The 25,268-nt window shown below is 67.8% G+C and carries 27 protein-coding genes; 3 read left to right on the top strand and 24 right to left on the bottom strand.

The features are described 5' to 3' along the window. Positions 1-44 precede the first annotated feature (44 nt). The 16 genes from ACFXP9_RS12875 to ACFXP9_RS12800 all read right to left on the bottom strand — a co-directional run bounded on the left by ACFXP9_RS12875 (position 45) and on the right by ACFXP9_RS12800 (position 11,223). Positions 45-1,067, bottom strand: a complete 1,023-nt coding sequence (locus tag ACFXP9_RS12875) for an EscU/YscU/HrcU family type III secretion system export apparatus switch protein (protein WP_397208910.1) — start codon at positions 1,065-1,067, stop codon at positions 45-47. Next, positions 1,064-1,906 carry an EscT/YscT/HrcT family type III secretion system export apparatus protein gene (locus ACFXP9_RS12870; protein WP_397208911.1) on the bottom strand — a complete coding sequence of 281 codons (843 nt, stop codon included), beginning with the start codon at positions 1,904-1,906 and terminating at the stop codon, positions 1,064-1,066. Before ACFXP9_RS12870 ends, ACFXP9_RS12875 begins: the two co-directional genes overlap by 4 nt. Continuing rightward, positions 1,906-2,166, bottom strand: coding sequence for a type III secretion system export apparatus subunit SctS (sctS, locus tag ACFXP9_RS12865; protein WP_397208912.1), 261 nt, complete (start codon positions 2,164-2,166; stop codon positions 1,906-1,908). Before sctS ends, ACFXP9_RS12870 begins: the two co-directional genes overlap by 1 nt. Then, positions 2,166-2,825: a type III secretion system export apparatus subunit SctR gene (gene sctR / locus ACFXP9_RS12860; protein ID WP_397208913.1), complete on the bottom strand. Its 660-nt coding sequence runs from the start codon at positions 2,823-2,825 to the stop codon at positions 2,166-2,168. The genes sctS and sctR overlap by 1 nt, the downstream gene beginning before the upstream one ends. Positions 2,826-2,831: 6 nt before the next feature. After that, a complete protein-coding gene (locus ACFXP9_RS12855) occupies positions 2,832-4,226 on the bottom strand; it encodes a FliM/FliN family flagellar motor switch protein (protein WP_397210263.1) in 1,395 nt (464 codons plus the stop codon). Further along, positions 4,223-4,729, bottom strand: coding sequence for a hypothetical protein (locus tag ACFXP9_RS12850; RefSeq protein WP_397208915.1), 507 nt, complete (start codon positions 4,727-4,729; stop codon positions 4,223-4,225). Before ACFXP9_RS12850 ends, ACFXP9_RS12855 begins: the two co-directional genes overlap by 4 nt. Then, positions 4,726-6,060: a FliI/YscN family ATPase gene (locus ACFXP9_RS12845; RefSeq protein ID WP_397208916.1), complete on the bottom strand. Its 1,335-nt coding sequence runs from the start codon at positions 6,058-6,060 to the stop codon at positions 4,726-4,728. Before ACFXP9_RS12845 ends, ACFXP9_RS12850 begins: the two co-directional genes overlap by 4 nt. Then, positions 6,057-6,806 carry a hypothetical protein gene (locus ACFXP9_RS12840; RefSeq protein WP_397208917.1) on the bottom strand — a complete coding sequence of 250 codons (750 nt, stop codon included), beginning with the start codon at positions 6,804-6,806 and terminating at the stop codon, positions 6,057-6,059. The genes ACFXP9_RS12845 and ACFXP9_RS12840 overlap by 4 nt, the downstream gene beginning before the upstream one ends. Continuing rightward, entirely contained in the window at positions 6,803-7,630 is an 828-nt protein-coding gene (locus tag ACFXP9_RS12835) for a hypothetical protein (RefSeq protein WP_397208918.1), read from the bottom strand. Before ACFXP9_RS12835 ends, ACFXP9_RS12840 begins: the two co-directional genes overlap by 4 nt. Beyond that, positions 7,627-8,439 carry a type III secretion system inner membrane ring lipoprotein SctJ gene (gene sctJ / locus ACFXP9_RS12830; RefSeq protein WP_397208919.1) on the bottom strand — a complete coding sequence of 271 codons (813 nt, stop codon included), beginning with the start codon at positions 8,437-8,439 and terminating at the stop codon, positions 7,627-7,629. Before sctJ ends, ACFXP9_RS12835 begins: the two co-directional genes overlap by 4 nt. A 53-nt stretch (positions 8,440-8,492) precedes the next feature. Beyond that, positions 8,493-8,843 carry a hypothetical protein gene (locus ACFXP9_RS12825; RefSeq protein WP_397208920.1) on the bottom strand — a complete coding sequence of 117 codons (351 nt, stop codon included), beginning with the start codon at positions 8,841-8,843 and terminating at the stop codon, positions 8,493-8,495. Further along, positions 8,837-9,181 (bottom strand): hypothetical protein, encoded by a 345-nt coding sequence (locus tag ACFXP9_RS12820; RefSeq protein ID WP_397208921.1) that lies wholly within the window; start codon positions 9,179-9,181, stop codon positions 8,837-8,839. The genes ACFXP9_RS12825 and ACFXP9_RS12820 overlap by 7 nt, the downstream gene beginning before the upstream one ends. Positions 9,182-9,412: 231 nt before the next feature. Next, positions 9,413-9,634 (bottom strand): hypothetical protein, encoded by a 222-nt coding sequence (locus ACFXP9_RS12815; RefSeq protein ID WP_397208922.1) that lies wholly within the window; start codon positions 9,632-9,634, stop codon positions 9,413-9,415. Positions 9,635-9,636: 2 nt separating this feature from the next. Continuing rightward, positions 9,637-10,110 (bottom strand): hypothetical protein, encoded by a 474-nt coding sequence (locus ACFXP9_RS12810; RefSeq protein ID WP_397208923.1) that lies wholly within the window; start codon positions 10,108-10,110, stop codon positions 9,637-9,639. Between the two features lie 10 nt (positions 10,111-10,120). Continuing rightward, positions 10,121-10,426, bottom strand: a complete 306-nt coding sequence (locus tag ACFXP9_RS12805) for a hypothetical protein (protein WP_397208924.1) — start codon at positions 10,424-10,426, stop codon at positions 10,121-10,123. Positions 10,427-10,440: 14 nt separating this feature from the next. Further along, positions 10,441-11,223, bottom strand: a complete 783-nt coding sequence (locus tag ACFXP9_RS12800; protein ID WP_397208925.1) for a hypothetical protein — start codon at positions 11,221-11,223, stop codon at positions 10,441-10,443. A gap of 191 nt (positions 11,224-11,414) precedes the next feature. Here ACFXP9_RS12800 and ACFXP9_RS12795 point away from each other — a divergent pair, with 191 nt between their 5' ends. After that, complete coding sequence (locus ACFXP9_RS12795; protein ID WP_397208926.1) at positions 11,415-12,419, top strand: hypothetical protein; 1,005 nt, start codon at positions 11,415-11,417, stop codon at positions 12,417-12,419. A gap of 169 nt (positions 12,420-12,588) precedes the next feature. Here the strand turns inward: ACFXP9_RS12795 and ACFXP9_RS12790 are convergent, their stop codons facing one another. Further along, on the bottom strand, positions 12,589-12,978 hold the full coding sequence (locus ACFXP9_RS12790; RefSeq protein WP_397208927.1) for a hypothetical protein: 390 nt from the start codon (positions 12,976-12,978) through the stop codon (positions 12,589-12,591). A gap of 20 nt (positions 12,979-12,998) precedes the next feature. Next, positions 12,999-16,127 carry a DUF6973 domain-containing protein gene (locus ACFXP9_RS12785; protein ID WP_397208928.1) on the bottom strand — a complete coding sequence of 1,043 codons (3,129 nt, stop codon included), beginning with the start codon at positions 16,125-16,127 and terminating at the stop codon, positions 12,999-13,001. Positions 16,128-16,394: 267 nt separating this feature from the next. Between ACFXP9_RS12785 and ACFXP9_RS12780 the strand changes: the two genes are divergently transcribed. Both ACFXP9_RS12780 and ACFXP9_RS12775 read left to right on the top strand, forming a co-directional pair. Continuing rightward, positions 16,395-17,561, top strand: coding sequence for a nucleotide sugar dehydrogenase (locus ACFXP9_RS12780; protein WP_397208929.1), 1,167 nt, complete (start codon positions 16,395-16,397; stop codon positions 17,559-17,561). After that, positions 17,561-18,577, top strand: coding sequence for an NAD-dependent epimerase/dehydratase family protein (locus ACFXP9_RS12775; protein WP_397208930.1), 1,017 nt, complete (start codon positions 17,561-17,563; stop codon positions 18,575-18,577). Before ACFXP9_RS12780 ends, ACFXP9_RS12775 begins: the two co-directional genes overlap by 1 nt. On the opposite strand, the gene ACFXP9_RS12770 is transcribed toward ACFXP9_RS12775, so the two are convergent. From ACFXP9_RS12770 to ACFXP9_RS12745, 6 genes are all read right to left on the bottom strand, one after another. Continuing rightward, entirely contained in the window at positions 18,559-19,641 is a 1,083-nt protein-coding gene (locus ACFXP9_RS12770) for a glycosyltransferase family 2 protein (protein WP_397208931.1), read from the bottom strand. The genes ACFXP9_RS12775 and ACFXP9_RS12770 overlap by 19 nt on opposite strands. A gap of 267 nt (positions 19,642-19,908) precedes the next feature. After that, positions 19,909-21,855: a 3-hydroxyacyl-CoA dehydrogenase NAD-binding domain-containing protein gene (locus ACFXP9_RS12765; protein ID WP_397208932.1), complete on the bottom strand. Its 1,947-nt coding sequence runs from the start codon at positions 21,853-21,855 to the stop codon at positions 19,909-19,911. A 1-nt stretch (position 21,856) separates the two neighbouring features. Beyond that, a complete protein-coding gene (locus tag ACFXP9_RS12760; RefSeq protein WP_397208933.1) occupies positions 21,857-22,558 on the bottom strand; it encodes an ABC transporter ATP-binding protein in 702 nt (233 codons plus the stop codon). Then, positions 22,551-23,324: an ABC transporter ATP-binding protein gene (locus ACFXP9_RS12755; RefSeq protein ID WP_397208934.1), complete on the bottom strand. Its 774-nt coding sequence runs from the start codon at positions 23,322-23,324 to the stop codon at positions 22,551-22,553. Before ACFXP9_RS12755 ends, ACFXP9_RS12760 begins: the two co-directional genes overlap by 8 nt. Continuing rightward, positions 23,321-24,277, bottom strand: coding sequence for a branched-chain amino acid ABC transporter permease (locus tag ACFXP9_RS12750; protein ID WP_397208935.1), 957 nt, complete (start codon positions 24,275-24,277; stop codon positions 23,321-23,323). Before ACFXP9_RS12750 ends, ACFXP9_RS12755 begins: the two co-directional genes overlap by 4 nt. Positions 24,278-24,279: 2 nt before the next feature. Next, complete coding sequence (locus ACFXP9_RS12745) at positions 24,280-25,152, bottom strand: branched-chain amino acid ABC transporter permease (RefSeq protein WP_397208936.1); 873 nt, start codon at positions 25,150-25,152, stop codon at positions 24,280-24,282. Positions 25,153-25,268: the final 116 nt, after the last annotated feature.

Raw genomic sequence — 25,268 nt, 5'->3', positions numbered from 1 at the left:
GGCGGGATGATGGGTATTTGTGCAACGAAGAAACCCCGTCGCGCTTAGCGCAGATAAGGCGCGATGGCGGTGATCTGGTCGTCCCCGGTGATATAGTCGCCCACCGCCACCCCATCCAGCATGGCCAGCGCCGTGGCATCCTGCGCGGCGGCAAGGTCAGGGCGGGCGCGCATGGCCCGGCCAATGGCGGCGCCCCCACGCAGGCGCATCACCAGCAACGGCGCGGGCGTATCGCCATCGACCCAGCGGATGGCGACGGCGGCGCGGCTGCCATCGCGGATCAGCGCGGTGGCCTGCCCAATGCCGGTCGGGCGTTCGACCATGTCGCGCTGGGTTTGCCGCATCTGGCCTTTCAGCAGCGGGTCGCCGTCCTGTTCCTTGAATTCGCGTTTGAATTCGGTGATGGACATGCGTTGTTCGCGCATGAATTCCGACCGGCTGACAAGGTAATCCAGCAAGGCTGACAGCACCAGAACCGCCGTCAGCCCGGCCAGTAGCGGACCCAGCGTATCGGTGATGACCCGCGCCGCGCAGTCCAGCCCGCAAGGCGGTGTCGGGATCAGCGCGCCGATCTGGCCGCGCAGCATCACCGCCAACAAGGCGCCAATGGCGCAGACGCGGATCAGATGCATCAGGAACTTGACCCATGCGGCGCGGCCAAACAGTTTTTTTATGCCCTTGGCCGGGTTCAGCTTGTTGAAATCGGGCAGCAGGGGGTGGGTCGAAAACACCGGCCCGCCCGACACCACCAGCCCCCCCAGCACCAATAGCGCCACCACCAGCCCCAGAACCGGCGCGACCAGACCAATGGCCAGATCCAGCGCCAGCCGCGCCTGCGCCGCAAGATGCGGCCAGAATGCCAGCCCCGGTGGCGGTTGCGCGGTGAACAGCCGGGTCATGTCGTGCCAGATCGCATCGCGCCGCGCGAACAGATACAGCAGCACCGCCAGCGTGCTGACCGATGCCAAAGCCTCGCGCGAGGTGACGACCTGGCCTTTCTCGCGCGCTTTTTTCAGCTTGTGACGCGAGGGGGGAAGGGTCTTTTCCTCGGACGAATCACCGCTCATGGGGTGGCCGGGGGGAAGAACAGGCGCAGGGCCTCGGGGCGCAGGGCGGGGCTGGACAGCAGCGCCACCGCATAGCCCGCAAGCGCGGTCGCCCCCAGGATCATCAGCAGCACATGCACCGCCTGTTTGACCGACATTGACAGGAACATCGCATTCAGTTGCGGCATGTATTTGGTTGCCACCACCACCGCCATTTCCGTCAGCAACAGCGGCACCACCACCGGCAGTGCCAGCAGAACGCCGCTGCGCAACAGCTGGTCCAGCAGCGCCAGCGCCTGCGCCCCCAGCCGCGCATCCAGCGGGGGCAGCGGCGCGAACAGCCCGATCACCGCATAGCTGCGCAGCAGCGGCCCGAACAGCGCCGTCACCAGCCCCCCCGAGGCCGCCAGAACCAGCAGGCAGACCAGCATCAGGAAGGTGCCACTGACCGAGGTTTCGCCCCCCGCGCCGGGGTCCAGCAGGTTGGCCATGCTGGCGCTGCGTTGCTGGTCAATAATGTCACCCGCGGTTTGCGCCGCCCAAAACGGCAGCCCGCTCAGCAGCCCCATGATCATGCCCACCGCCAGTTCACGCGCGATCAGGCCGGGGATGCGGGCGGGGCTGGCCAGCGTCGGGTCGGCGGCCAGCGCCGCCAGCGCGCCCGGCATGACCGGAAAGCACATCGCCACGACCACCGCCCCGCGCAGATAGCCGGCATTCAGCTTGAAGCGCCCAAATACCGGTTGCAGCGCGATAAACCCCAGCGGGCGGGCCGCGACCACCGCCAGCACGATCAGCATCTGCCCCAGCCGGTCAGGTGCGGTCAGCGCGGCCAGTGCTGTGTCGGCCCCGGTCAGCATCAGCGGCCACTGCCGGCGATGCGGGCAAAGACCTCGTCGGCAAAGCCCACCAGCTGCGCGGTCAGTGCCCCGCCAAGCAGCATGATCGTGGCGGCCACGGCGACCAGCTTGACCGCGTGCGGCAGGGTCTGGTCCTGGATCTGGGTCAGCGCCTGCAACAGCCCGATCAACAGCCCGACCACGGTCGCGGCCACGATCACCGGCATCGACAATTGCAGCACCAGCACCAGCGCGTGATTCAGCGCCTCGTACAACGCCATCAGCCGCCCCCGACATAAGACATCACCAGCCCATGCGTCAGCCGTGACCAGCCATCCACCGCCACGAACAGCAACAGCTTGAACGGCAGCGAAATGACCATGGGCGAAACCATCATCATCCCCATCGCGGTCAGGATGTTGGTGATCACAAGGTCGATCACGATAAAGGGCAGATACAGCAAAACGCCGATTTCAAAGGCACGGGTCAGCTCGGCCGTGACAAAGGCCGGGGCCAGAATGAACAGGTCGGTTTCCGCCGGTATCACGCTGCCCCCGGCGTGCATTTCCTGCGCGGCCTGCAAAAAGAACGCGCGGTCGGTGGGGGTGGTCAGCCGGGTCAGGAATGCGCGCACCGGGTCCATCCCGCGCTGCACCATTCCGGGCCATGCTGCCGGGTCGCCAAGCGCCCCCGGCCCGCCGCCCCCGTCCATGATGGCCGCGTAAGAGGCCGCCATGACCGGCGACATCACATAGCCGGTCAGCACGATCGTCACCCCATACAGCACCAGATTTGGCGGCGTCTGTTGCACCCCCAGCGCCGAGCGCACCAAAAACAGCACCACCGCGATTTTCACGAAGGCGGTCAGGCTGACGACGATGAAAGGCACGATCATCAGGCCGGTTGCGGCGATCAGCAGGGGGAAAGGGTTGTCCAGCACGCGCGTTCAGCCCTCGCCAAAGATACGGCGGATCTCGCAGGCTTTTTGCCCGGCGATGGTGACGACCTCGCCCTGACCGATGACCTGACCGTTGACAACGATGTCGACCAGCGCGCCGTCAGGGCGGTCCAGCGTGATCAGCGTGCCCGGCCCGGCAGCGCGCAGATCGGCAACCGACATCAGCGCCTCGCCAAGGCGGAAGGACAGGCGCATTTCCAGCGCGTCCAGATGCCGGGGCGCGGCGGCGGGCGGTGTAGTTGGCTGGCCGACCCCGGCGGGCGGGGCGGCGCTGTCACCGGCAGCGGGGTGGGCAGCGGCGGGGGTGACGGGCGGGGCGACGGGGCCGCTTTTCACGGCGGTGTCGGGGATATGCGGTGTCTGGCTGTCGGGCGTGGCGGCGTCGGGATTGGGTGTGTCAGCTGTCATGATGTCCTCGGGCGGGGGGCAGGGGCTGGCCTGTTGCGGGGGGCGGGGCAGCGGCGCGGATTGCAGCCGCCAGCTGCCCGGCCCGTCACGCAGCACCGGGGCAGACAGCCGGTTTTCCACCACCAGACGGGTTGCGCCGGGGGCGGGGTCTGGTTCCAGCACCAGCGCATCGCCGGGGCGCAGGCTGTGCAGGTCGGCCAGTGACAGACGGGCGCTGTCGGATTCGATGGCGACACGCAGCATCAGCGCCGGGGCGGGGCGCGGCTGGTCCCAGCGCCGCAGCGCCCGTGCCAGTGCCTGTGCCGCCGGGGCCGATACCATCAGCGCCAGCGCGGCGCGGGCCGGTGCGGTTTTTGCGGCCTGTGCGGGGCTTTCGGCGGCCAGCGTTACGGCCACGGCATCGCGGATCAGCGGCAGATGCGGGGACAGGCGGTCAAAGGCCAGCGACAGGCCGGTCAGCGCCTCGGCCGCGTCCAGCCAGCCGCTCAGCGCGTCCTCAAGCAGCAGCGCGCCGTCATGGGGGCTGGCGGCCTCAAGCGGCTGGCCATACAGCCGCCGCGCCAGCATCGGTGGCAGGGCCAGCGCGGCAGGCGTTCCGTCAAGGCGCAGCGAAAGCCACAGCGCATCGGCGGGGGCGGGTCGCGGCGGGCCGATCATGAATTGCAACCGGCCCGCCCCCTGCGCCAGCGGCACCGGCGCGCGGCGGCGGCACAAAGCATTGCGCAACGCCGCCTGCTGGTGGTTCAGCCCGATATTTGTCGCCCCGTCCGCCACCCCATCCGCTCCCCGGCCTGACCCGGAATCCGACCCCAGATCAGGCGTGCGACCGGCTTTCAGCGCGTCTGCGGGACCGGGGGGCAAAGGTTTCGCGCCTTGCTGGCCGGAACCGGGCAGACCGGGCAGCGATGTGCCGCGCAGGTCCAGACCCAGACCGAAACCAGCCGTGGCGGGGCTATCCGGGGTGGGCGGTGTCATCTGTGCCCTCGTGCGGTGATTGGGCGATATTCGGCGGCTTCGGCCTCGTCAGCCTGCGCGCGCGCGCGGGTTTGGGCCTCGGCCAGCGGGCGGCGCAGGCGCTGACGTTTGTCCAGCACCATTTCGGCCCCGGCCAGCGCGGCGCGGGCACCATCCAGCGCGGCGCGGGCGGTCTGGATCTGTTGCGCGGCCTGCGCCACGGCGCGTTCTGCGGCGGCTTCGCGCTGGCGGTCGGCGGCAAAGGTGGTCAGCACCCCGTCCAGCGCCCCCCGCAACTGTGCCGAGCCAAGCAGCGGGTCGCGCAGCGCCGCCCTGCGCAGCGCCTGTTCGCGGGCCAGACCGTCGGCCTGCGCGCGCGCCGCATCTCGGGCCGCCACGGCATCGGCCAGCGCGACACGGGCGCGGGCCAGATCGCGGCGTGCCAGATCGCGGCGCAACGCGGCCAGCCGGATCAGCGCGTCGGTCTGTGACAGGCGGCAGGCGATGTGTGACAGGCTGGTCATGTCGCCACCAACCCGGCCAGCGCGGCGCGGGTGTCGGCCAGCGTGCTGGCGTCATCCGGGGGTTGGCACAGGAATGCCTGTGTCGCGGCGCGGCTGGCAATGGCGTCATCGGCCAGCGCGTCCGAACCGGGCTGGTATTCGCCAACCTGCAACAGGATCTCGATTTCTTCCAGCTTGGCCAGCCGGGACAGAACGGTCTGGCTGGCGGTGATCTGGTCACGGGGGGCAACGGCGGACATCACCCGGCTTTTGGACCGCAGAACGTCAATGGCGGGGTAATGGCCGCGCGCCGCCAGATCGCGCGACAGCACGATATGGCCGTCCAGCAGGCTGCGCATTTCATCGGCCACCGGGTCGGCGGCATCGTCATCGCCCTCGACCAGCACGGTATAGATCGCGGTGACGGCGCCCTGCCGTGTGCGACCGGGCCGTTCCACCAGTCGCGGCAATTGCGCAAAGACCGAGGGCGGAAACCCGCGCCGCACCGGCGGTTCGCCCGCCGCCAGCCCTATTTCGCGCAGTGCCCGTGCCACGCGGGTGGCGCTGTCGATCAGCAAAAGCACCCGCTTGCCCTGCGCGCGAAAGGCCTCGGCGGCGGCGGTGGCGGTCAGCGCGGCGCGCAGGCGTTCGGTCGCGGGGCGGTCGGATGTGGCGACGACCACGGCGGCGCGGCGGCGGCCCTGTTCGCCAAGGTCGCGTTCCAGAAATTCAGCCACCTCGCGGCCCCGTTCCCCGATCAGGCCAAGGACGATGGCGTCGGCCTCGGCGCCGCGGATTATCTGCGACAGCAGGGTCGATTTACCGACCCCGGCAGCGCCGAAAATGCCGATGCGCTGGCCCTGACCCATGGTCAGCATCCCGTCAATGGCGCGCAGACCGGTGACAAAAGGGGTGTCGATGACCGGGCGGTCCAGCGGGGCGGGCGGGTCGGCCTGTAACGGCGTATCGCGCAGCAGGGCCGCGCCGCCGTCCAGCGGGTTACCAAAGGCGTCGATCACCCGCCCCAGCAATGCCGCGCCGGACGGGCCGCGCGGTTCGCCGCCCGTAGGGATGACTTCGGTCCGGCCCGACAGACCGCGCAGGTCGCCCGAGGGCGCAAGAATGGCCTGTTCCCCGTCAAAGCCGATGATCTCGGCGGTCATTTCCACGCGGCTGACGGGGTCGCGTAGCAGGCATTCCTCGCCGATGCGGCCATCGGCCAGATGGGCGTGAACCACGCAACCTGTGATGCGCGTGACCCGGCCGCGCAGTTCGACCGTGGCGACCCGGCTGGCCCGTGCGCGCAGGCTGGCGGCCAGCCCGTCATCCGCGATGGGGGCGGTGCCGGTCATGGCTGGTCCTGCCGGTCAGGCCCGGCAAGCGGGGCGCCGGGTGGTGTCGTCGCGGGCGGGGTGGTGTCTGGCCTGCGGGTATGGGGTTGCGTGGCCGGTGCCGTGCCGGGCCGCGCCATGGATGGGGCCGCGGGTGGTTTTGCAGCGGCGTCGCCGGGGGCGGGCTGTGGGTCGGGGGCACCATCGGGTTCCCAGGCTTGCAGCGCGCGGTCGGTCAGGGCGGCCAGCCCGATTTCCACGCTGCCGTGGTCGCTGGTCAGAACCGCCCGGCCCGCATCCAGTGCCGGGTCGGGGTGGATGCCCAAGATCTGCGGGCCGCCGTCCGGTCCCAGATCGGCCACCGCGCGTTCCACCGGTTCCAGTGCGTCGGGCGCGGCAAAGATTCGCCCGCGCCGATGGTCGCGCATCTGCCGCAGCGCGGTCAGGGCGGCGCGATGGGCCGCGTCATGGGGGGCAAAATCACCGATGATCCGGCGCACGGTCATTGCCACCAGCCGCGCCAGTTCGGGTTCCAGCGCGGTCAGGCGGCGCTGCGCGGCGGCCTCGGCCTCGGCCAGAACGCGGGCGGCGGTGCGGGCCGATTCGCGCAGGGCCTTTCCGCGGGCCTCGGCCATCAGGTCGCGCTGATGTTGTTCGGCCTGCGCGCGGCTGGCCTGACTGTGCTGTTCGGCATCGCGCAAAATGGCGTCGGCCTGACGCAACCGCCCGACCTGATCGCGGCGCAGAATACGGGGACCATTGGTCATGGCGTGTCCCCCTTGCCGGTATGCGTGCCGGTGCTGGCGGGCAGGGCCAGAAGCGCCGCCATCAGCGCCGCCAGCGGCCGGTCAACGGCGGCGGGCAGGGGCTGCGCCATGGGCAGGATCTGTGGCGTGCGGCGGCGCCCGAAACGCGGCTGCCACAGCTTTGCGCGGCGGGTCGGGGCGAGGGTCGCGACAGGATGGGCGGTCGCCGTGGGGGCGGGGGCCGTTGCCAGCGTCGGGGCGGGCAGATTTGGCGCGGCGGGCGTCGTGTCGGCCTGCGGGCGGGCCGCGAATTCGGCCGGCAGCGGCGCGGGAAGGGCGTGCAGCCACGCGTCACGGACGCGATCATGGGCCGCCGCCAGCGCCGCTGTCAGATCGGTATCGGCCAGCCCGCCGGGGGTTGAGGGTGCCGACAGATGCCGGTGATGCAGGGCGAAATTGCGGGCCTGCGGGTCGATCAGCGCATCTGCGGCAGCGCGAGCCTGCGGGGTGATGGTCCGCGCCAGATCCTGCGCGATCAGCGCGGCAGCGGCAGCCGCCAGCACCTGCGCGGCGCGGGCGTCATCCAGCAGCAACCCCAACAGCGGGTCATTGGCATCGGTATCGGGTGGCAAAGGCGGCAGGCGGCTGGCCACCCGTCCGGCCAGACGCCCCTGCGCTGACGGTTGTGCGCCCATCCGGTCCAGCCGGTTCGCCCCCCGGCGATTGGCCAGCGCCACCCGCGCACGCGCCGCCGCCACCGCCGCGCGGTCGACACGGCACCGCGCCGCTGCGGTTTGCGGGTCGCCGGACAGGGGGGGCGCGGGCAGGGACGGGGCGGCGGTCATGCCCGGCCCTCGTCATGGGGTGGTGCCGCGGCTTCGGCCCCGGTCAGCGTGGCGTTCTGGCGGCGTGCCAGTTGCGCGCGCAACAGCGGCCAGCCTGCCAAGGCCAGCGCCGCCAGTGCCAGCGCTGCCATCCCGCCAAGGATGGTCCACAGCCGCCCGGTGCTGGCCGGGTGCAGCCACAGCCCCAGAACCTGGGTCAGGGCCGGGGCATCGGGGGCCGGTGCGGGCCGGGCGGCGGGCACCATCACCACGGTGATATTGTCATACAAAAGCCCCTCGATCGAATTGGCCACCAGCAGCTTGATCTGCGCGCTGTAATCGGCCACGTCGGAATCTGGGGCATAGCGCAGAAAGACCGAGGCCGAGGACGGTTTCACATCGCGCCCCAGCATGTCGGATTCGGGCAGCACGACGTGAATACGCGCCGACAGCACGCCGTCGATTTCCGCGATGGTGCGCGATAATTCCTGGCTGAGCGCATAGACCAGCCGGGCGCGTTCCTCGGTCGGGGAACTGACCAGCCCTTCCTTTTTGAACACGTCGCCCATGCTGTCATATTGCCGCGCGGGCAGGCCACGGGCGTCCAGCACCGCCATGGCATCGGCAAAGCGGGCATCGTCAACGGTAACGGTCAGGGTGCCGCCATTGCCGGATTTGGACGCCGGAATACCGGCGCCGACAAGGGCTGCGACCATCTCGTTCGCCTCGCGTTCGGTCAGGCCGGTATACAGCTCGGCCTTGCAGGCGGTCAGCGCGACGATCAGGCAGGTCAGGGCCGCCATGCGGCGGGTATGTCGGGTCAGGCTCATGTCATGCATCCAGGCCGCGCGCATCCGGCGGGCCGGGCCGTCCGGGGTGTCCGTCAGGCACCTTTCAGAAAGCTGTTGAGGTTGTTGCCAAGGCTTTGCGAGATCGAGGTCGCCATGGAAAACTGCATGATCTGGTGCTGGACCTGAATCGCCGTGCGATAGCTGTCCTGAACCGCCTGCATATGCTGAACCAGCGACAGATCACTGCCGGCGCTGGCGGGCGATCCGGCGGGGGCTGCGGTCTGTGCCTGCATCGCCTGCGCGCTGGCGGCGAAATCGCTGTGCATTTGCCCCAGACCCGTCAGGGCCCGCTGCGCCAGATCGCTGAGGGCCGGGCCGCCCGCATCGCCTTGCGCGACGGGCAGGGGGGCCGCATTCGCCATTGCCGTGACCGAGGTTACCATGTCGTCGTCTCCTGTGCCGGGGGAAAGCCTTGCGTGACCATCGCGCGCCATCCGGGACCGCCGCCGCCGCCACCGGCAAGGCCAAGGCCAAGCGCGGGCAGGCTGAATGGTCCGAATGGCATGTCGAAGGTCAGGGGGCGTTGCCCCGGCTGGTCAGGCCGGGCCAGTTTGCACATGCGCGGGGCATGTGCGACCGCCGCGGCAAGGCGGCGGAAGGGGTTGGCCAGTGACCGGCGCCCCGCCGCGCGCGCCATCCGGCGACGCAGGATCGCCCGCAGCGCGGCGGCGATCTGCGCGCGCTGGGGGTCGGTCCGGGAAGGGGCGTGGCGGGCGGTCATGGGCCGGAAATCCGTGTCTGGTTTGGTGGTGCAGGGCCGGATGGCGCTGCGGGTTGGTTTCGTGATGTCGCGGCGCTGTGTCTGTGCGCCGATGCCGTCGTGGTCGTGGTCGTGGTCGTGGTCGTGTGGCGTTGCGGTCCGGGCTGGCCGGTCGCGCGCCTGCGTGATGTGGCGGATGCGGGGAAGGCGGCTGGCGTTGCTGGCGACCGGGGCCGCCCCCCGCCGCCGGGATCAGTAGTTCTGACCCCCGCCGATACCACCGGCCAGGTTACCCATCATGCCGGCAAAGTTCAGAAAGCCCGAGGCCAGCCCCAGCGGCGGGAACGCCATCTTGAGCAGCCCGCCAAGCGGCGAGTTCATGATGCCACCCAGCGCCTTGGCCACCTGACCGAGGCCGCTGAACACCTTGCCAATGCCACCAAGGGCTTTGCCGATTCCGCTAAACAGTCCCATATTCATTTCTCCATGCCATTGAAATCGCCCGCTTGACCTGAATCGCCGTGACGCACGGGCGTCGTCGCGGCCTCCATCGCAAGTCCCTGATTGCCTTGCGTGGTCTCTGTGTCCTCGCTGACCAGCGCTTCGGCAAAGGCGGCGGCGTGGCTGTCGCCCCCCTCCAGCCCTTGCGCCAGTTTGCGGGCATCTTCGTGGTGATGTTGCAGCGTCTTGCACATGGCCAGAATGGCCTGTGCCTCGGCCCGGCCTTCCAGATCCGAGGCGATGATGGCGCTAAGCATCCGGTCGGCCCCGGCAAAGTCGCCGCTGACCATGGTTTGCAGCGCCAGCCCGATCTGGCCCGCCGCATATTGCGGCATCCAGTCTGCGATGGCCTGAAAGATCGGGGTCAGGTCGGTGTCGATGCCGCGCATCACCCCGGAATAGCCCGCCTCAATCAGCAATTTCATATCGGCCCGGTCCAGTTGCATCACCGTCGCCCCCTTAACCCGCCAGTTCCGGCAGATCGGCGCGCAGCGAGGCCAGAACCTCGCGCGCCTGATCGGCGCGGGTGGTGGCCTGATCCGCAGCGTCCGCGATGATGGCCACGCCCGCCTCGGGGTTGCCATGGCCGATCATGAACAGCCCGCGCCCGATATTGGCCAGCGCATCGTCGGGGTAATGATCGGCCCATGTGTCAAAGATCGGCATCAGCGCCGCGTCCACCCCGCGCTGACCGCACAAAATGGCCGCAGCCATCATCAGGTGCAGGTCGTCGATCTGGTCGTCACAGGCCGGTTGGCGGGTCATGGCTGGTCCTTTCATCAGTGAATTGCACCGCTGCGCGCGCCGGATGCCGGGGGCGCCGGTTGCGGCGCGGCGGGTTGTGCCGTGGGGCTGGCGGTCTGTCGGGGCGCGGCGTTCGTCACGGGCATGTGCGTCTGGGGGACGTTCATCACGGGGGCCGCCGCCGCCCGTCCGCGACCGGGGCCACGGATGATCACCGGCAGGCCGGCGGCGTCGCGGCTGGCCTGCGCCTGCACCAAGGCCGCGATCACGGCCTCTACTGCCTGGACATAGCCCTGCGGCGCCACCAGCCGCACCATTTGCGCATCGGTGCCGCCGATCAGCGGCCAGCGCGGATCGTCCAGCCCCAGCGTGCGCAGCTGGCCGCGCAGATCCGCCATTGTCACGCCTTGCAGCGCGATCAGGCGGCTGGTCAGGGCCTCGGGCGGTTCGACATGCACGGCGGCGCCGTCGAACCACCACAGCGCCAGCCCCTGCGCGCCAAGCCTGTCCAGCGCATTGCGCAGGCTGCCGCCGCTGTTGTCCAGATCGCCACGCCCGGCCAGCCCCTGCGCGGGGATGACCGGAACCTGGGTTTTCTGTGCCATCTCGTGCAGCATGGTCGTCAGGGTCACATCCTTGGCCGCATAGGGGAACGGCTGGTCCAGAACAAAACGGTCCACGGGCTGCGCCCGCGCAGGCAAGGCAACCAGACCCATCCCCGTCAGCACCAAAACGGCCAGCCCCCGCAGCAAGCTGCCGGGATGGCGTCGCGTGGCGCGCAGAAGGGCTGCGCCCGCGGCGCGGTCAGGGTCGGTCATGGTCGTTCACCTGCGGGGACTGAACCGCAGATTCTTGACACTCGGGTGACAATGCCGAGTCGTTTCGGTGAATCGTTCGGATCGGCGGAAAAGCACCGATCCGTGCGGTTCAGCCGGGGGTGTCACGGGGCTGTCATGCGGCATTGCCAGCCTTGGTGCGACCAGCTTCGCTTCAGCTTCACAGGCCCGGCATGACCGCTTTTTCCCCCGATCCGCATTTCCGTTTTATCACCCCCGGCGGGCCGGTTGGGGTCGCCCTGACGCTGGCACTGGCGCTGACGGCGCCGGGCGCGGCGCGGGCGGCCGGGGCTGCGGCGGTGACGCCGGAACAGGTCGCGCGGGCGCTGGCACCGGTTTATGCACAGATGGGCGCGCCGTTCGATGCCGCACAGGCCGAAACCCGGCTGACCGCGATGATCGACGGGCTGGCTGACCGCCCCGATCTGCAAACCCGCCTGCCAGCCGCGATTGCGCAGGGCGCGGGTCTGGCCAGCGGTGCCGAACGCCCGGCCAGCCGCGCGCTGGCCCATGATCTGTTGCGCGACATGCTGTGGACGCTGGCCGATATGGCGGGCGATGGGCCGCAGGAACCATTGGTCGCGGCATGGCAACAGGCCGATCCCATGCGTGCCGAACTGGTCCCCGGCAGCGGGCTGGCCGAAAGCGATGTCGCGGGCTATGTGCGGCTGAAAAAGCTGGCGGGCCAGCCTGCCGATCCGGGGCCGCTGATGGCCTATTGGGCGGCGCAGGCGGACAAGCCCGTCAACCGCGTGCTGCCCACCCGGCTGGCCGCATGGGCCGAGGGCGTTACCGCCGCCTGGGACCGGCTGACCCCGGCCGAGCGCGATCTGGCCACCGGGGTGGTGGAAAACGACGCCCCGCCGCCCGCCGCGTTGGTGCGCAAGATCACCGGCAGCCCCGAAATGATGTTCTGGATCGCCGCGGTCGACCTGCCGGTCAGCGCCGCCGAACGTCAGGCCAGCCCGGATCTGCTGAAATTCACTGCCTCGGGGGTGTTTGCGGGGCCGATGCTGGAACCGCTGGCCGCGCTGATGGCGCAGGGCAATAACGGTGCGGCGGGAATGGCGGCGCTGGGGGCGGCGACCAACCAGCTGATGCGGCTGAACAACTGGTCGGCCATGACCGGCGAAATGCACAGCTGGGAAAGCTATCGCTATATGACGCAGGGCTATTGAAGGGCAGCCGCGCGACCCTGCCGGGCTGGCCGGGACGGGTGCGCGGTCCGGCCTGCCGCAGATAACCCGTTTTGCCAGTCACGCACAGACAGGCCGATCCGGCTGGCCGCCCTTGGCGGCGCGGTCTGGCCCGCGACCGTGTCGCGGGTTCCGCCCCCTCAGCCCGCGCTTAACCGGCGGGTTGCATCTTGTCGCGGGATTGGGGCGGGACATAGGTTTCGCTGTGCTCGACCCGTTCGGCGCGGACCAGATCATCGCCCTCGAACGCCAGTACCAGCAGGATATATTCGCCGCCAAACAGTGTGGTCCCGGCGTAATAGACCCATTCCGTGCCGTAATCCTCGTCCGGGGCGCCCAAGGTCTGGCGCACCTTGTCGCGGGGCGTGCCGGGGGGCACCGCCGCAATCGCCGCGTCGATCATGTCAAAGCGCGGGTCGCTGGCATCGGGATCATCGGCAACCGATTCCCAAACGGCGGGGTCAAAGTCACTGGCCGCAAGGGCAGGGGTGGTCAGCAGGGTCATGGCGATCAGGGCCGTTGTTTTCAGGATCGTGTTCATTTGTGTTCGCTTTTGTCAGGTTACCAGCCGCTGGCCGTGTCGATGGCATCGGGGGCCATTGCCGGGTTGCCGGCGGCTTCGGCGGCGTTGTGGGGGACGAAACCATGGGCGCCCACGGCAACCTGATCTGACCATGCCAGTTCCAGATTGCGGTCGATCACCACCAGATCGCCCTTGTCCAGCGCCTGCCTGACCAGCCGTTGCAGGTCAGCATCCGAGGCGTGGGGGTTATCCACCGCGATCTGGCGACCGATGCTGTTGTTATACAGATCCATCGCCTCGCGTTGGGCGGGGTTGGCCGCGATCATCTCGTGACCGGTGGCATAGTTGCGGGTCCAGCCCTCACCAAAGGCGCGGGTCATGCGGGCATTCCACAAGGCGTGGCGATAGGCATCGACATGGCCGTCATTCTGCCAGTGGCCGCTGTTTCCGGTAAAGCCTGCGGGCTTGTCGATGGCACCGGGGGCCTGATCCATCGTGTCCTTGGTCATTTTGGCCCAACGCAGCTGTTCCATCGGACCCAACTGGTCCAGCATGTCGGCCTCGGCGGCGGGCATGGCGCTGCGCTTCAGCTTGGCGATGGCGTCTTTGGCCCCCTCAAGGTCATGATCGCCCGGCAGTTGGCGCATCACGAAATCACCCGCATTCACCAAACCCTCGGTAAAGCCGTTCACCGTGTCGGGCTGCCAGTCGCGGGTCTGTCGGTCGGCATTGACCTGAAAATCGCGCAGGATGCCCCCCAGATCGGGCCGACCGGGGACGGGGCCGGGTTGGGCCGGGGCATTTGCCGGGGTTGTCCCCTGCGGTGCGACGGGGGGTGTCGCCGGGCTGGTGGGCCGGGGCTGTGCCGGCCCGCTGGCCGGGGTCGCGGGTGACAGGGTCGGGGCCGGACCAGAACCCGTGGCAGGCGGCGTGCCGGTGCCGGATGCGGCAGGATCGCCGGATGCCGAACCTGACAGGCCGGGTATGACCGACCCGGTATCGCCCGACGATTCGGTCTGGACCGAGGGCGTGGCCGGGGTGCCGGGGGTTGTGACCTGTTCCGGCTTGGGTCCACGCGCGCTGCCCGGCACATAAACCGTATCGCCCTTGAAGATCAGCGAGGGGTTTTGCAGGTGATCGCGGTTGGCCGCGACGGTCGCGTCGTAATCCCAGCCATGTTCACGGGCCAGGTTCCACAGGTTGTCATCCTGCTGCACGGTGATCTTGTCCATGCGGTTATGTTCGGCGGTGGGGTTAATGCGGCCCTGATCGTCCATTGCGCCGGTGGCGGATGAATGCTGCGTCAGCAGGTCCGCCCGCATCCAGCCGGTGACCGGGGCATCGTCGCGGTCGGTGCCGCTGACCTGCATCCATTCATGGCCCTCGGCATCGGTCCGGCGGCCCCCGGCGTCGCGCAGGAAGCTGCCACTTTGGATGACGCCCGCGCTGTCGCCCTGCGGGTCATGGCGGATATGGGCACCGACATAAGGCTGGACGGCAAAGGTCTTGCCATCGTCCAGCGGTGCCGGGGGCAGATGCGTGTCGGTCGTGCCGGGCACGGCATCCTTGCCGGGCTGGATGGTGATCGTCTTGCTGCCGGTCACATCATTGACGCCGCTGGCCAGAATGACCGAGCCTTCAACATCGCCCACCACCGCGTCCAGCTTGAACCCCGGCTGAACGTCAACGCCGCTGCGGTCGATGGTTTTCAGCCCAAGATCAAGGCGCGCATCGGCGGTTTCCGCGGCCCCCTTGAAATCGCCGCTGAAGAACTGACCCGCTGCGTCCTTCAGGCCCTGCGGGTTATCGGCGGTCAGTTTTTCGGTGACAACGGCGCTGTCACCACGCGACAGGTCGGTCAGACCCTGCGTGCGGTATTCCAGCCGGTTTTCCAGCGTCACCGCGTCCAGCTGCATCGGTGTATCGCCCGACAAGGCATCGCGTTCCGGCACCGGCCTCCCCCCGCCCGAGGTCGTCGGCGTGGTCCCTTTGGGCAGGGTATAATGCAAGCTGGCCGTGACGCTGGCCTGTCCCAGTTCCAGCCGGTTATCGGCCTTCAGGGTCAGGCCACCGGGGACACCGGTTTTGCCCGCAGCGTTGGTCACGTCGGGCAGGCTGAACTTTTTCCCAAGGTTGCCGGCCCCGCGATTGGCGCGTTCCTTGGCCGACAGGCGCAGGCCGCCGCTGACCGAATAGGTCACCCGGCCATCGGCATCGGCGGTCGGCATCTCGACCCGGCGGGTAATGCGCTGGGTGCCGTCCAGACGCCCCTCAAGCGCGCCATCAAGCAATTTCAGGTCGCCCTTGACCTCGGCGGCCAGCCGGGCGCGGCTGCCGATGGTGGTTTCATAGGCACTGATATGGTCGCGCAGGAAATCCATATCGCCCCGGTCAACCCCGGCGACGCTTTCACTGATGCGACCGGGCGCGCCATCCTTGTTCAGCGGGTTGGCCGCCGGGTTGTCACCCCCGCCCGAAATGGTCGAGGGTTTTGGACCAAATCCCGGCAGGCCGGGCGTCAGGCCGCTGGCCGCCAGATCCATCGAATCGTCCAGCATATCGGCCTGTTGCAGGCGCTGCAGGGCCTGCGTCGCGCGAATGGCGTCTTCCTTATTGTCGAATTTCATCTCGACAACGTCAAAGCCCTGCGCCCCGGCCTCGGCCTTCAGGTTGGCCCCGACGCTTTTGCTGCCTGCCGTCGCGGCGGCCTTGCCACGACCCAGCGCGTCGGTGCCGACCTCACCGGTGGCGGCCAGAAGCGACTGTTTGTCATAACGCACGGTATAGCTGCTGTCCGGGGCGTCGCTGTCGCGGATGACGGTAAGCTGACTGCCAAGCTGGCTTTTCACGCCAACCTTGCCAACGCGCAGGCTGCCCTGAACCTTGGCTTCGGGGGTCATGCGCAGAAAGGCCGAATCACCCGCGCTGTTCAGTTTGTCGATGCCGTCGCGGATGCGGGCACCATCAACGGTGCCTTGCGCCGCGTCCCGCATTCCGTCGACCGATCCTGACCCGGCACGGCCCGTCGCCCGGTCCGGCCCGCCATCGCGTCCGCTGGCACTGCCTGATCCGCTGTGGGGCAGGGGTCTGGATGCGGGGAGGGCAGCAGGACGGGGGGCGCGGGGGCGCAGCAGGCTGGCCATGCCGTTGCGGATATGATCAAACATCGGTCGGGCTTTCATGTTGCGGGTCTGGGGGACGCTTTTGGAAACAGGCGCCTGTTCGTGCATAATCTGCCCGTGATGCGTAAAAGTTTTACGTCAAAAGCAGGGATTTGCCGAAAAAGCCGATTTTCAAAATGCTTATGTTTTACTAGCAAGCGGTTGTGGCTATTGTCGTGCGGTGCCGTGGCCGCGATCCGTGATCTGGCGCCGATGTCAGGCCCATCATGACGCAGCAGCGCCCCGCGAAGGCCGGATCAGGAAGGAACCCAGATGAAGATCGCCGTTGCAGGTTTGGGCTATGTCGGGCTGTCGAATGCGGTGCTGTTGGCGCAGCATAACAGCGTTTGCGCGCTGGATATCGATGCCGGGCGGGTGGCGCAGGTCAATGACCGCATCTCTCCGATCGAGGATGCCGAGATCAGCAGTTTTCTGGCCGAACGCCCGCTGGACCTGACCGCCACCACCGATGCCGCGGCGGCCTTTGCCGGGGCCGGTTTCGTGGTGGTTGCGACGCCGACCAATTACGACAGCCGCAGCAACCATTTCGACACCTCCAGCGTCGAGGCGGTGGTGGCGCTGGCCCGCCAGCACGCCCCGGATGCGGTGATCGTGATCAAATCGACCATTCCCGTCGGCTATACCCTTGGGCTGCGTCAGCAGGTGGGCTGGGACGGGATCATCTTCTCGCCCGAGTTTTTGCGCGAAGGGCGGGCGCTGTATGACAACCTGCACCCCTCGCGCATTGTGGTGGGCGATCACGGGCCTGCGGCGCATCGCTTTGCTGAATTGCTGGTTCAGGGCGCGCTGGACAAGGACATGCCCGTCCTGTTCACCAACCCCGTCGAGGCCGAGGCGATCAAGCTGTTTTCCAACACTTTCCTTGCCATGCGCGTGGCCTATTTCAACGAATTGGACAGCTATGCCATGGCGCGCGGGCTGAACACGCGCGAAATCATTCAGGGGGTCAGCCTGGACCCGCGCATCGGCGGGCATTACAACAACCCGTCCTTTGGCTATGGCGGCTATTGCCTGCCCAAGGATACCAAGCAATTGCTGGCCAATTACGATCAGGTGCCGCAAAACCTGATTGCCGCGATCGTGGAATCGAACCGCACCCGCAAGGATTTCATCGCTGATCAGATCATCGCCCGCAATCCGCGCGTGGTGGGCGTGCACCGGCTGGTGATGAAGGCCGGGTCGGACAATTTCCGCGACAGCTCGATCCAGGGCATCATGAAGCGGATCAAGGCCAAGGGCATTGAATGCATCGTTTATGAGCCGGTGCTGAAAGACGACGATTTCTTCAAAAGCCGCGTGGTGCGGGACCTTGAGGCGTTCAAGACCGAAAGCGACCTGATCCTGGCCAACCGCCTGACCGACGACATCCGCGATGTCGCGGACAAGGTGTTCACGCGCGATCTGTTCGGGGTGGATTGATGACAAAAACGGTTCTGGTCACCGGTGCGGCGGGATTCATCGGCTTTCACCTGTCACAGCTTTTGCTGGACGAGGGGTTCACCGTTATCGGGCTGGATAATCACAATGATTATTACGACCCGGCGCTGAAAACCGCGCGCGAGGATATGCTGCGCCGCCACGCCGCCTATACCGGCATTCGCGGCGGGGTCGAGGATGCGGGCCTGCTGATGGACCTGTTCGCGACCCACCGCCCCGATGCCGTGGTGCATCTGGCCGCGCAGGCGGGGGTGCGCTATTCCATCGACAATCCGCGCGCCTATACCCAGTCGAACCTGATGGGCACGTTCGAACTGCTTCAGGCCGCGCGCGCCCATCCGCCGGCGCATCTGCTGATGGCGTCGACCAGCTCGGTCTATGGGGCGAATACCGACATGCCCTATCGCGAGACAGACAAGGTCGACACGCAGATGTCCTATTATGCGGCGACCAAGAAGGCGAACGAGGCGATGGCGCATTCCTATGCCCATCTGTTCGGCCTGCCGATCACCATGTTCCGCTTTTTCACCGTCTATGGCCCCTGGGGGCGGCCCGATATGGCGCCCTATCTGTTCACCAGCGCCATTTTCGAAGGGCGGCCGATCAAGGTCTTCAACCACGGCGATATGCGCCGCGATTTCACCTTTGTCACCGATCTGGTGCGCGGCATCCGGCTGTTGATGGACGCGGTGCCGGTGCGGCCCGACAACGGACCCGAGGCCGGGGACAGCCTGTCGCCGGTGGCGCCGTGGCGGGTGGTCAATATCGGGAATGGCGAATCGGTGCAGCTGCTGGATTTCATTGCCGCAATCGAGGCCGCGGCAGGGCGTCAGGCGATCAGGGACATGCTGCCTATCCAGCCCGGCGATGTGCCCGCGACATGGGCCGACACCACGCTGTTGCGGCGGCTGACGGGTTATGCCCCGCAAACCGGTGTGCGGGCGGGGGTGGCGGCTTATGTCGACTGGTTCCGCGACTATTACGGTGTGGCGGGCTGATCGCTGGACGGGGTGGCTGACCGGTCGCGGGCCGCATCCGCCAGCCGGTGGTTCAGCGCCACCAGTTCCCGCAACAGCGCGATCTGGTCTGGCATTGGCATGACATGGGTCGGCCCGGCGCTGGCAATGGCCGCGAACAGGTCGAACCCGGCCTGACTGGCGCGCAGATCGGCAATGCGCTGTTGCCGCCACGCCACCGCGCCCTGATGCAGCGCCGCCAGTTGCGGGTCGCCAAGCCAGTCGTCGATCTGTTGGGTGACCGCGTCGGCATGGCGCAGGATGCGGCGGTCGGTCCGGTCGCACAGGTTGCGTTCGGTCCAATAGGTCAGGTCGATGGGGTCATCGCTGCGGTTTGGGCGGCCACGGGCGGCCTTGACCAGAAAGCTTTCCGCCGATCCCAGCGCGTAATGGTTGATCTGTGCCAGCCCGTATCGAGGCCCGGTCAGCGGCTGCATGGTGCCGGGGTTGGGCCGCATCGGGGCGCCATTGCCATCGACCCAGCCCGCGACCGTGCCGGGTCGCAGCGCCTTTTGCGGGCTGTGCACCCCCAGCTTGCCAAGCGCGGGGGACGGGCGGAACAGCGACTTGAACTGGACCGCGCGCCACGGCCAGATCAGCGATTCGGGGGCGCAATGCACGAACTGGCCGATGACCGGCGCGTCGCGAAACCCCATCACCCCGGCATTGCCGAACATCCGCCATGGCAGGGCAAAGCCGCTGGCACCGGGGCAGGCCGCGAATAAATCGTCCAGATGACCGGCCCCGGCATGGATGCACAGAAATTCGTCGACATCGCTGACCAGCACCCAGTCGGCGCGTTTGACCAGCGGGTGATTTCCAGCCCGGTTCAGCGCCTTCCACTGGACGGTTTTGCGCCCTGATCGCGGGTTCGGCAGATGGCACAGCAGCCGCATTTCCGCCAGCCGGTCCAGCATGGCATCGGTGCCGTCCTCGCAATCATTTGAAAACACCAGAAAATCGGTAAATCCGATCAGGCGGTGATAGGCCAGCCATTCCAGAATGAACGGGCCTTCATTGCGCATGGCGGTCACGATGGTGCGCAAATCGGTCCCCGGCGGTTATCTGCGATGCGGCGCAATTGTGTCGCGCCGCACCGCGTTTGTCGAGTATCGCGCGCCGCGCGTCACCCATCGCCCGCCCGCCCCGCGCGTCACCTATCTGCCCCGCGCGCAGGCACCAACGCCAGATCCCCGGCGCAGGGAACAGGGCGCCACCCGCCGCAGGACGCGGGTTTCACCCATTGTCCGCCCACGCCGTGCCGGGGTCCGGTGCCATAACTGGCCCCGTCTCCGATGGCTGCGGCAGGCCGATCAGCCCTTGCCAGCCACGAACATCGGCCCGCCGCGCCAGCGCGGAAAGCCATAGCCGTGGATCTTTACCAGGTCGATATCGGTGGCGCTGGCGGCAATGCCTTCGTCCAGAATGGCCTGCCCTTCGGCGGCCATTTCGTCCACCAGCCGCGCCGCGATCTGGTCGCGGGGCATCGGGTTGGGCGCGGCGACATGCGGCGCCAGCAGATCGGCCACCGCCGCAGATGGACGCGGCTTGCGGTCGCCCTCGGCATAGTCATACCAGCCGCCGCCGGTTTTCTGCCCCTTGCGCCCGGCCTCGACCAGCAGGTCGGCCAGCGCGGGGGGCACGTCCTCGCCGCGTTCGCGGGCGGCATTGCGCTGAAGATAGCCGATGTCGAGGCCCGCAAGATCGGTCATCTGGAACGGGCCCATCGCCATGCCGAAATCGCGCATGGCACCGTCGATTTCTGCCACGGCCACCCCCTCGCGCAGCAGCGATTCGGCCGCGTTGCGATAGCGTTTGAGGATGCGGTTCCCGATAAACCCGTCACAGATCCCCGCCTGAACCGGCATCTTTTTCAACCGCGCCGCCAGCGCGAAAGCGGTGGCCAGAACATCCGGCGCGGTGTCGGGGGTGGGGACGATTTCCAGCAATTTCATGATATTGGCAGGGCTGAAGAAATGCAGCCCGATCACCCGTTCCGGCCCGGTCACGCCATCCGCAATGGCGCGCGGGTCCAGATAGCTGGTATTGGTCGCCAGCACGGCATCGGGGCGACAGACCCTGGCCAGTTCGGCAAAGACTGCACGCTTGACGGCAAGATCCTCGAACACCGCCTCGATCACCAGATCGGCATCGGCCAGCGCGGCGTAATCGGTGCTGGGGGTGACACCGGCCAGACGCTCGGCATGGCTGGTGGCGGTCAGTTTGCCGCGTTTCAGGCCGCCGTCGAAAATGGCGGTCAGGTTGGCCATGCCACGGGCCAGCGCGTCATCGTCGCGTTCGATCAGCACCACCGGCAGCCCGGCATCGCGCAGCGCGGCGGTGATGCCCGCCCCCATCGTGCCGCCGCCGATCACGCCGACGCGGGTGATCGGGCGCGGGGTGACGCCCCTGATGCTGTCGGGCCGGGTCGCGGCGCGTTCGGCAAAGAAGATCCGGCGCAGGGCGGCGGCCTGATCGCTGTCGCGCAGGGTGATGAAGGTCTGGCGTTCGCGGGCCATGGCGTCGTCGAAATCATGTTCGGCGGCAAATCGGATCTGGTCCAGCGCCGCCAGCGGCGCCGCGGCGCCCTTGGCCGATTTGGCGACCTGTTCGCGGGCCTGATCCCAGAACCCGGCATCCGGGGCGCTGATCGGGCGCTGGCTGGCGGGCGGCGGCAGGTCGCGGGTCAGGGCAGCGCGCAGAAACGCGACCGCAGCGGCGGTCAGGTCGCCGTCGATCACCGCGTCGATCAGCCCCATCTGCTGTGCCTTGGCGGCGCGCACCGGCTTGCCCGATGTCACCAGATCGACCGCCGCCGGCACCCCGGCCAGACGCGGCGTGCGCACCGTCCCCGAGGCACCGGGGATGATGCCAAGGCTCACCTCGGGCAGGCCGATCTGCGCCGTGTCCAGCGCCACGCGCCAGCGACAGCCCATGGCGACCTCGAACCCGCCGCCAAGGGCGCTGCCGTGGATGGCGGCGCACCATGGCTTTGCCGCGCCCTCGATCCGGGCGACGACATCGGGCAGGTGCGGTTCGACCGGGGGCTTGCCGAATTCGCGCACATCGGCCCCGGCAATGAAGGTGCGGCCCGCGCAGGTCAGCACCACGGCGCGCAGGCTGTCATCGGCGTCCAGCGTGGCAACAGCATCCCACAGCCCCTGACGCACGGCCTGACCCAGCGCGTTCACCGGCGGGTTGTTCACGGTAACGATGGCAATATCGCCGTCGCGGGCGATGGAAACGGGTGTGTCGGTCATGTCAAATCCCCAGATAGGCTTCGCGGATGCGGGGGTCCGCGATCAGGTCGGTGGCCGCGCCGTCCATGGTGATGCGGCCGGTTTCCATCACATAGCCCCGGTCCGCGATCTTCAAGGCCCCGAAGGCGTTTTGTTCGACCAGCAGCACGGTGACGTTCAGCGCCTTCAGCCCGCTGACCACGTCAAAGATCTGTTGCACCAGAATCGGCGCCAGACCCATGGACGGTTCATCCAGCAGCAGGAACGAGGGCCGCCCCATCAGCGCGCGGGCAATCGCCAGCATCTGTTGCTGGCCGCCCGACAGGCCGCCCGCCGCCAGATTGCGTTTCTCGCGCAGGATGGGGAACATCTGGAACGCGTCGTCCATGTCCTTTTCCACCCGGTCGTCGCTGAACAGAAACGCGCCAAGGCGCAGGTTTTCCTCGACCGTCAGGTTGGTAAAGATCTGCCGCCCCTCGGGCGATTGCGCGATGCCGCGCCTCAGGCGGCGATGGGCGGGCACGGTGGTGATGGTGTCGCCGCGAAAGGCGATCTGGCCGCCCGATACCGGCTGGATGCCGGAAATACAGCGCAGCAGCGTGGTCTTGCCCGCGCCATTCGCGCCGACAACGGTCACGATCTCGCCGGACTGGACGTTCAGGTCCACGCCGTGCAGCACCTCGATACGGCCATAGCGCGAGCGCAGTTGACTGACCTCAAGCATGGGCGGCCTCCGATCCCAGATAGGCGGCGATCACCGCCGGGTTGCGGCTGACGGTGGCGGGGTCGCCCTCGGCGATCTTTTCGCCGTGATCCAGCACCACGATGTGATTGGAAATGCGCATCACCATCTTCATGTCATGTTCGACCAGCAGGATCGCCACGCCATCGGCGGCGACCTGTGCGATCAGATGGTCGATTTCCTCGGTCTCGACGGCGTTACAGCCCGCCGCCGGTTCGTCCAGCAACAGCACGCGCGGGTTCATCGCCAGCGCGCGGGCGATTTCCAGCCGTTTCAGCTTGCCATAGGACAGGTTCGCGGCCTCGACCCCGGCGGCGCGGTCCAGCCCCACCCGGTCCAGCAGCCCCATCGCGGCATCGCGGGCCACGCGGGCGCGGCGGCGCGAGGCGGGCAGCGACAGCATATCGGCCAGCAGCCCGCCCGATTCGGTCAGGTGGAACCCGGCGATCACATTGTCCAGCACGGTCATGTTCTGGAACACCTGAAGGTTCTGGAAGGTCCGCGACATGCCGCGCCGGGCCAGCAGGTCGGGCCGCATCGCGGTCACGTCCTCGCCCGACAGGGCCACCTTGCCGGCGCTGGGGGTATAGACCCCGGATATCATGTTGAACAGCGTGGTCTTGCCGGCACCGTTCGGGCCGATGACGGACACGATTTCGCCCGGCTCGACCCCGAAGGTGACGTCATTGACGGCGCGCAAACCGCCAAAGCTGATCCCCAGCCCCTCGACTGACAAAAGTTTGGTCATTCGTCTTTCCCCCTCAGCAGGCGGATGATCGACGGCAACAGCCCCGAGGGCATGAAGATCATCACCAGCATCATCACCAGACCCAGCACCAGCTGTTCGTATTCCGCGAACACGGTCAGCACCTGCGGCAGCAGCGTCAGGATACCGGCACCAAGGATGGCGCCGATCACGCTGGCCGCGCCGCCAAGCACCGCCATGGTCACCATCTCGACCGAGTGCATATAGCCCGCGACATCGGGGGTGATGAATTTGTTTTGCAGCGCCAGCAGCGACCCGGCAACCGATGCGTAAACCGCCGAAATCACAAAGGCTTTCAGCTTGTAACGCGCGACATCGACGCCCACGGTGCGGGCCGCGACCTCGGACCCGTGCAGCGCGCGCAGGGCGCGGCCCGTCGGGCTGTCATACAGGTTCAGCGCCAGCCATGCCCCAAGGATCAGGAACAGGCCGCAGAAGTAATACCAGAACTGGGTGTTCTTGATGTTCAGGCCCATATCCTTCAGCAGCCCGCGCAGGCCGATATCGGGGACGGCCATGCCATCCGGGCCGCCGGTCAGCGCGGTTTCATTGGTCAGCACCATATAGACAAGGATGCCGAACCCCAGCGTCGCCACCCCAAGGTAATAGCCCTTCAGCCGCAGGATCGGGCGCCCCACCAGCCAGGCGATCGCGGCCGAAATCGCCGCGCCCGCCACGGCGGCCAGCGCCGGGTGCAGGCCGAAATGCACCGGCATCAGCGCACAGCTGTATGCCCCGATCCCGGCAAACCCCGCATGGCCAAGGCTGATCTGCCCGGCATAGCCGATCAGGATCACCATCCCGGTGACGGCCAGACCGTTGATGAAGATCAGCGCGCCCACGCGGTAATAAAAGCTGGACGGAAAGAAGAACGGCGTCAGCAGCACCAGCACCGCCAGCACGCCAAGCGTGGCTTGTTTCGCAGTTATCCGCATGGTCACACCCGATCCGTGGTCTTGGCGCCGAACAGGCCCTGCGGCATGACGAACAGCACCGCCAGAATGACGACAAAGGCCGCCGCGTCCTTGTACTGACTGCTGAGATAGCCCGCCGTCAGCGCCTCAAGCAGGCCAAGGATCAGCCCGCCCGCCAGCGCCCCCGCGGGTTTGCCCATGCCGCCAAGCATGGCCGCGGCAAAGCCCTTCAGCGCCAGCGCGATCCCGACGTCATAGCTGGTCAGCGTGATCGGCGTCACCAGCACCCCGGCCAGCGCCCCGATGCCCGCCGACAGCGCGAAGGACAGCGTCATTACCCAGTTGGTGTTGATGCCCACCAGCTGTGCGGCGACGCGGTTATTGCTGGTCGCCAGCACGGCCTTGCCGGTCAGGGTGCGGGTGAAGAACACATACAGCACCCCGAACACCGCCAGCCCCCCCGCGATCACCCACAGGCTTTGCGGCAGGATGGTCGCGCCCATGACGCGGATGGGGTCATCGCCGGAAAAGGCGGGAAAGCGGTGGATCTGTTTGCCAAAGATCACCTGCGCCAGCCCGCGCAAAAAGATCGAGGCCCCGATGGTGATGATGATCAGCGACACCACCGGCGCACCGCGCGCGGGTTCGATGGCCAGCTTGTTCAGCGCCACGCCGACAGCGGCGGTCACCGCCACCGCGATCAGCGCCGCCAGCGGCAGCGGCAGCCCGGCGGCATAGGTGAAGACGGTGATCATCCCCCCCAGCATGACAAATTCCCCTTGGGCGAAATTCACCACGTCCGAGGCGTTGAAGATGATGGTAAAGCCAAGGGCGACCAGCGCGTAAACCGCGCCCACCGTCACCCCTGACAACAGAAACTGTAAAAGTTCAGACATCGCTTTTCCCGTAAGGCTGCTGTGCGGCACGTCTTGGCTGCGGGGGGGGGGGGGGGGGGGGGGGGGGGGGGGGGGGGGGGGGGGGGGGGGGGGGGGGGGGGGGGGGGGGGGGGGGG

The sequence above is a fragment of the Paracoccus jiaweipingae genome (genome assembly GCF_044335505.1).
Taxonomy (GTDB): domain Bacteria; phylum Pseudomonadota; class Alphaproteobacteria; order Rhodobacterales; family Rhodobacteraceae; genus Paracoccus.
The sequence above is the reverse complement of the archived record's forward strand: the minus strand, read 5'-3'. Positions and strand labels throughout refer to the sequence as shown.

What these genes read in the sequence shown, in the direction of transcription:
- ACFXP9_RS12800 (WP_397208925.1), bottom strand. Translation starts at nt 11,223, where the DNA reads ATGACCGACCCTGACCGCGCCGCGGGCGCAGCCCTTCTGCGCGCCACG.
- ACFXP9_RS12790 (WP_397208927.1), bottom strand. Translation starts at nt 12,978, where the DNA reads ATGAACACGATCCTGAAAACAACGGCCCTGATCGCCATGACCCTGCTG.
- ACFXP9_RS12855 (WP_397210263.1), bottom strand. Translation starts at nt 4,226, where the DNA reads ATGACACCGCCCACCCCGGATAGCCCCGCCACGGCTGGTTTCGGTCTG.
- ACFXP9_RS12850 (WP_397208915.1), bottom strand. Translation starts at nt 4,729, where the DNA reads ATGACCAGCCTGTCACACATCGCCTGCCGCCTGTCACAGACCGACGCG.
- ACFXP9_RS12780 (WP_397208929.1), top strand. Translation starts at nt 16,395, where the DNA reads ATGAAGATCGCCGTTGCAGGTTTGGGCTATGTCGGGCTGTCGAATGCG.
- ACFXP9_RS12815 (WP_397208922.1), bottom strand. Translation starts at nt 9,634, where the DNA reads ATGGGACTGTTTAGCGGAATCGGCAAAGCCCTTGGTGGCATTGGCAAG.
- ACFXP9_RS12840 (WP_397208917.1), bottom strand. Translation starts at nt 6,806, where the DNA reads ATGACCAATGGTCCCCGTATTCTGCGCCGCGATCAGGTCGGGCGGTTG.
- ACFXP9_RS12745 (WP_397208936.1), bottom strand. Translation starts at nt 25,152, where the DNA reads ATGTCTGAACTTTTACAGTTTCTGTTGTCAGGGGTGACGGTGGGCGCG.
- ACFXP9_RS12805 (WP_397208924.1), bottom strand. Translation starts at nt 10,426, where the DNA reads ATGACCCGCCAACCGGCCTGTGACGACCAGATCGACGACCTGCACCTG.
- ACFXP9_RS12845 (WP_397208916.1), bottom strand. Translation starts at nt 6,060, where the DNA reads ATGACCGGCACCGCCCCCATCGCGGATGACGGGCTGGCCGCCAGCCTG.
- ACFXP9_RS12835 (WP_397208918.1), bottom strand. Translation starts at nt 7,630, where the DNA reads ATGACCGCCGCCCCGTCCCTGCCCGCGCCCCCCCTGTCCGGCGACCCG.
- ACFXP9_RS12750 (WP_397208935.1), bottom strand. Translation starts at nt 24,277, where the DNA reads ATGCGGATAACTGCGAAACAAGCCACGCTTGGCGTGCTGGCGGTGCTG.
- ACFXP9_RS12765 (WP_397208932.1), bottom strand. Translation starts at nt 21,855, where the DNA reads ATGACCGACACACCCGTTTCCATCGCCCGCGACGGCGATATTGCCATC.
- ACFXP9_RS12875 (WP_397208910.1), bottom strand. Translation starts at nt 1,067, where the DNA reads ATGAGCGGTGATTCGTCCGAGGAAAAGACCCTTCCCCCCTCGCGTCAC.
- ACFXP9_RS12755 (WP_397208934.1), bottom strand. Translation starts at nt 23,324, where the DNA reads ATGACCAAACTTTTGTCAGTCGAGGGGCTGGGGATCAGCTTTGGCGGT.
- ACFXP9_RS12820 (WP_397208921.1), bottom strand. Translation starts at nt 9,181, where the DNA reads ATGACCGCCCGCCACGCCCCTTCCCGGACCGACCCCCAGCGCGCGCAG.
- sctJ (WP_397208919.1), bottom strand. Translation starts at nt 8,439, where the DNA reads ATGAGCCTGACCCGACATACCCGCCGCATGGCGGCCCTGACCTGCCTG.
- ACFXP9_RS12825 (WP_397208920.1), bottom strand. Translation starts at nt 8,843, where the DNA reads ATGGTAACCTCGGTCACGGCAATGGCGAATGCGGCCCCCCTGCCCGTC.
- ACFXP9_RS12775 (WP_397208930.1), top strand. Translation starts at nt 17,561, where the DNA reads ATGACAAAAACGGTTCTGGTCACCGGTGCGGCGGGATTCATCGGCTTT.
- ACFXP9_RS12795 (WP_397208926.1), top strand. Translation starts at nt 11,415, where the DNA reads ATGACCGCTTTTTCCCCCGATCCGCATTTCCGTTTTATCACCCCCGGC.
- ACFXP9_RS12870 (WP_397208911.1), bottom strand. Translation starts at nt 1,906, where the DNA reads ATGCTGACCGGGGCCGACACAGCACTGGCCGCGCTGACCGCACCTGAC.
- ACFXP9_RS12760 (WP_397208933.1), bottom strand. Translation starts at nt 22,558, where the DNA reads ATGCTTGAGGTCAGTCAACTGCGCTCGCGCTATGGCCGTATCGAGGTG.
- ACFXP9_RS12785 (WP_397208928.1), bottom strand. Translation starts at nt 16,127, where the DNA reads ATGTTTGATCATATCCGCAACGGCATGGCCAGCCTGCTGCGCCCCCGC.
- sctS (WP_397208912.1), bottom strand. Translation starts at nt 2,166, where the DNA reads ATGGCGTTGTACGAGGCGCTGAATCACGCGCTGGTGCTGGTGCTGCAA.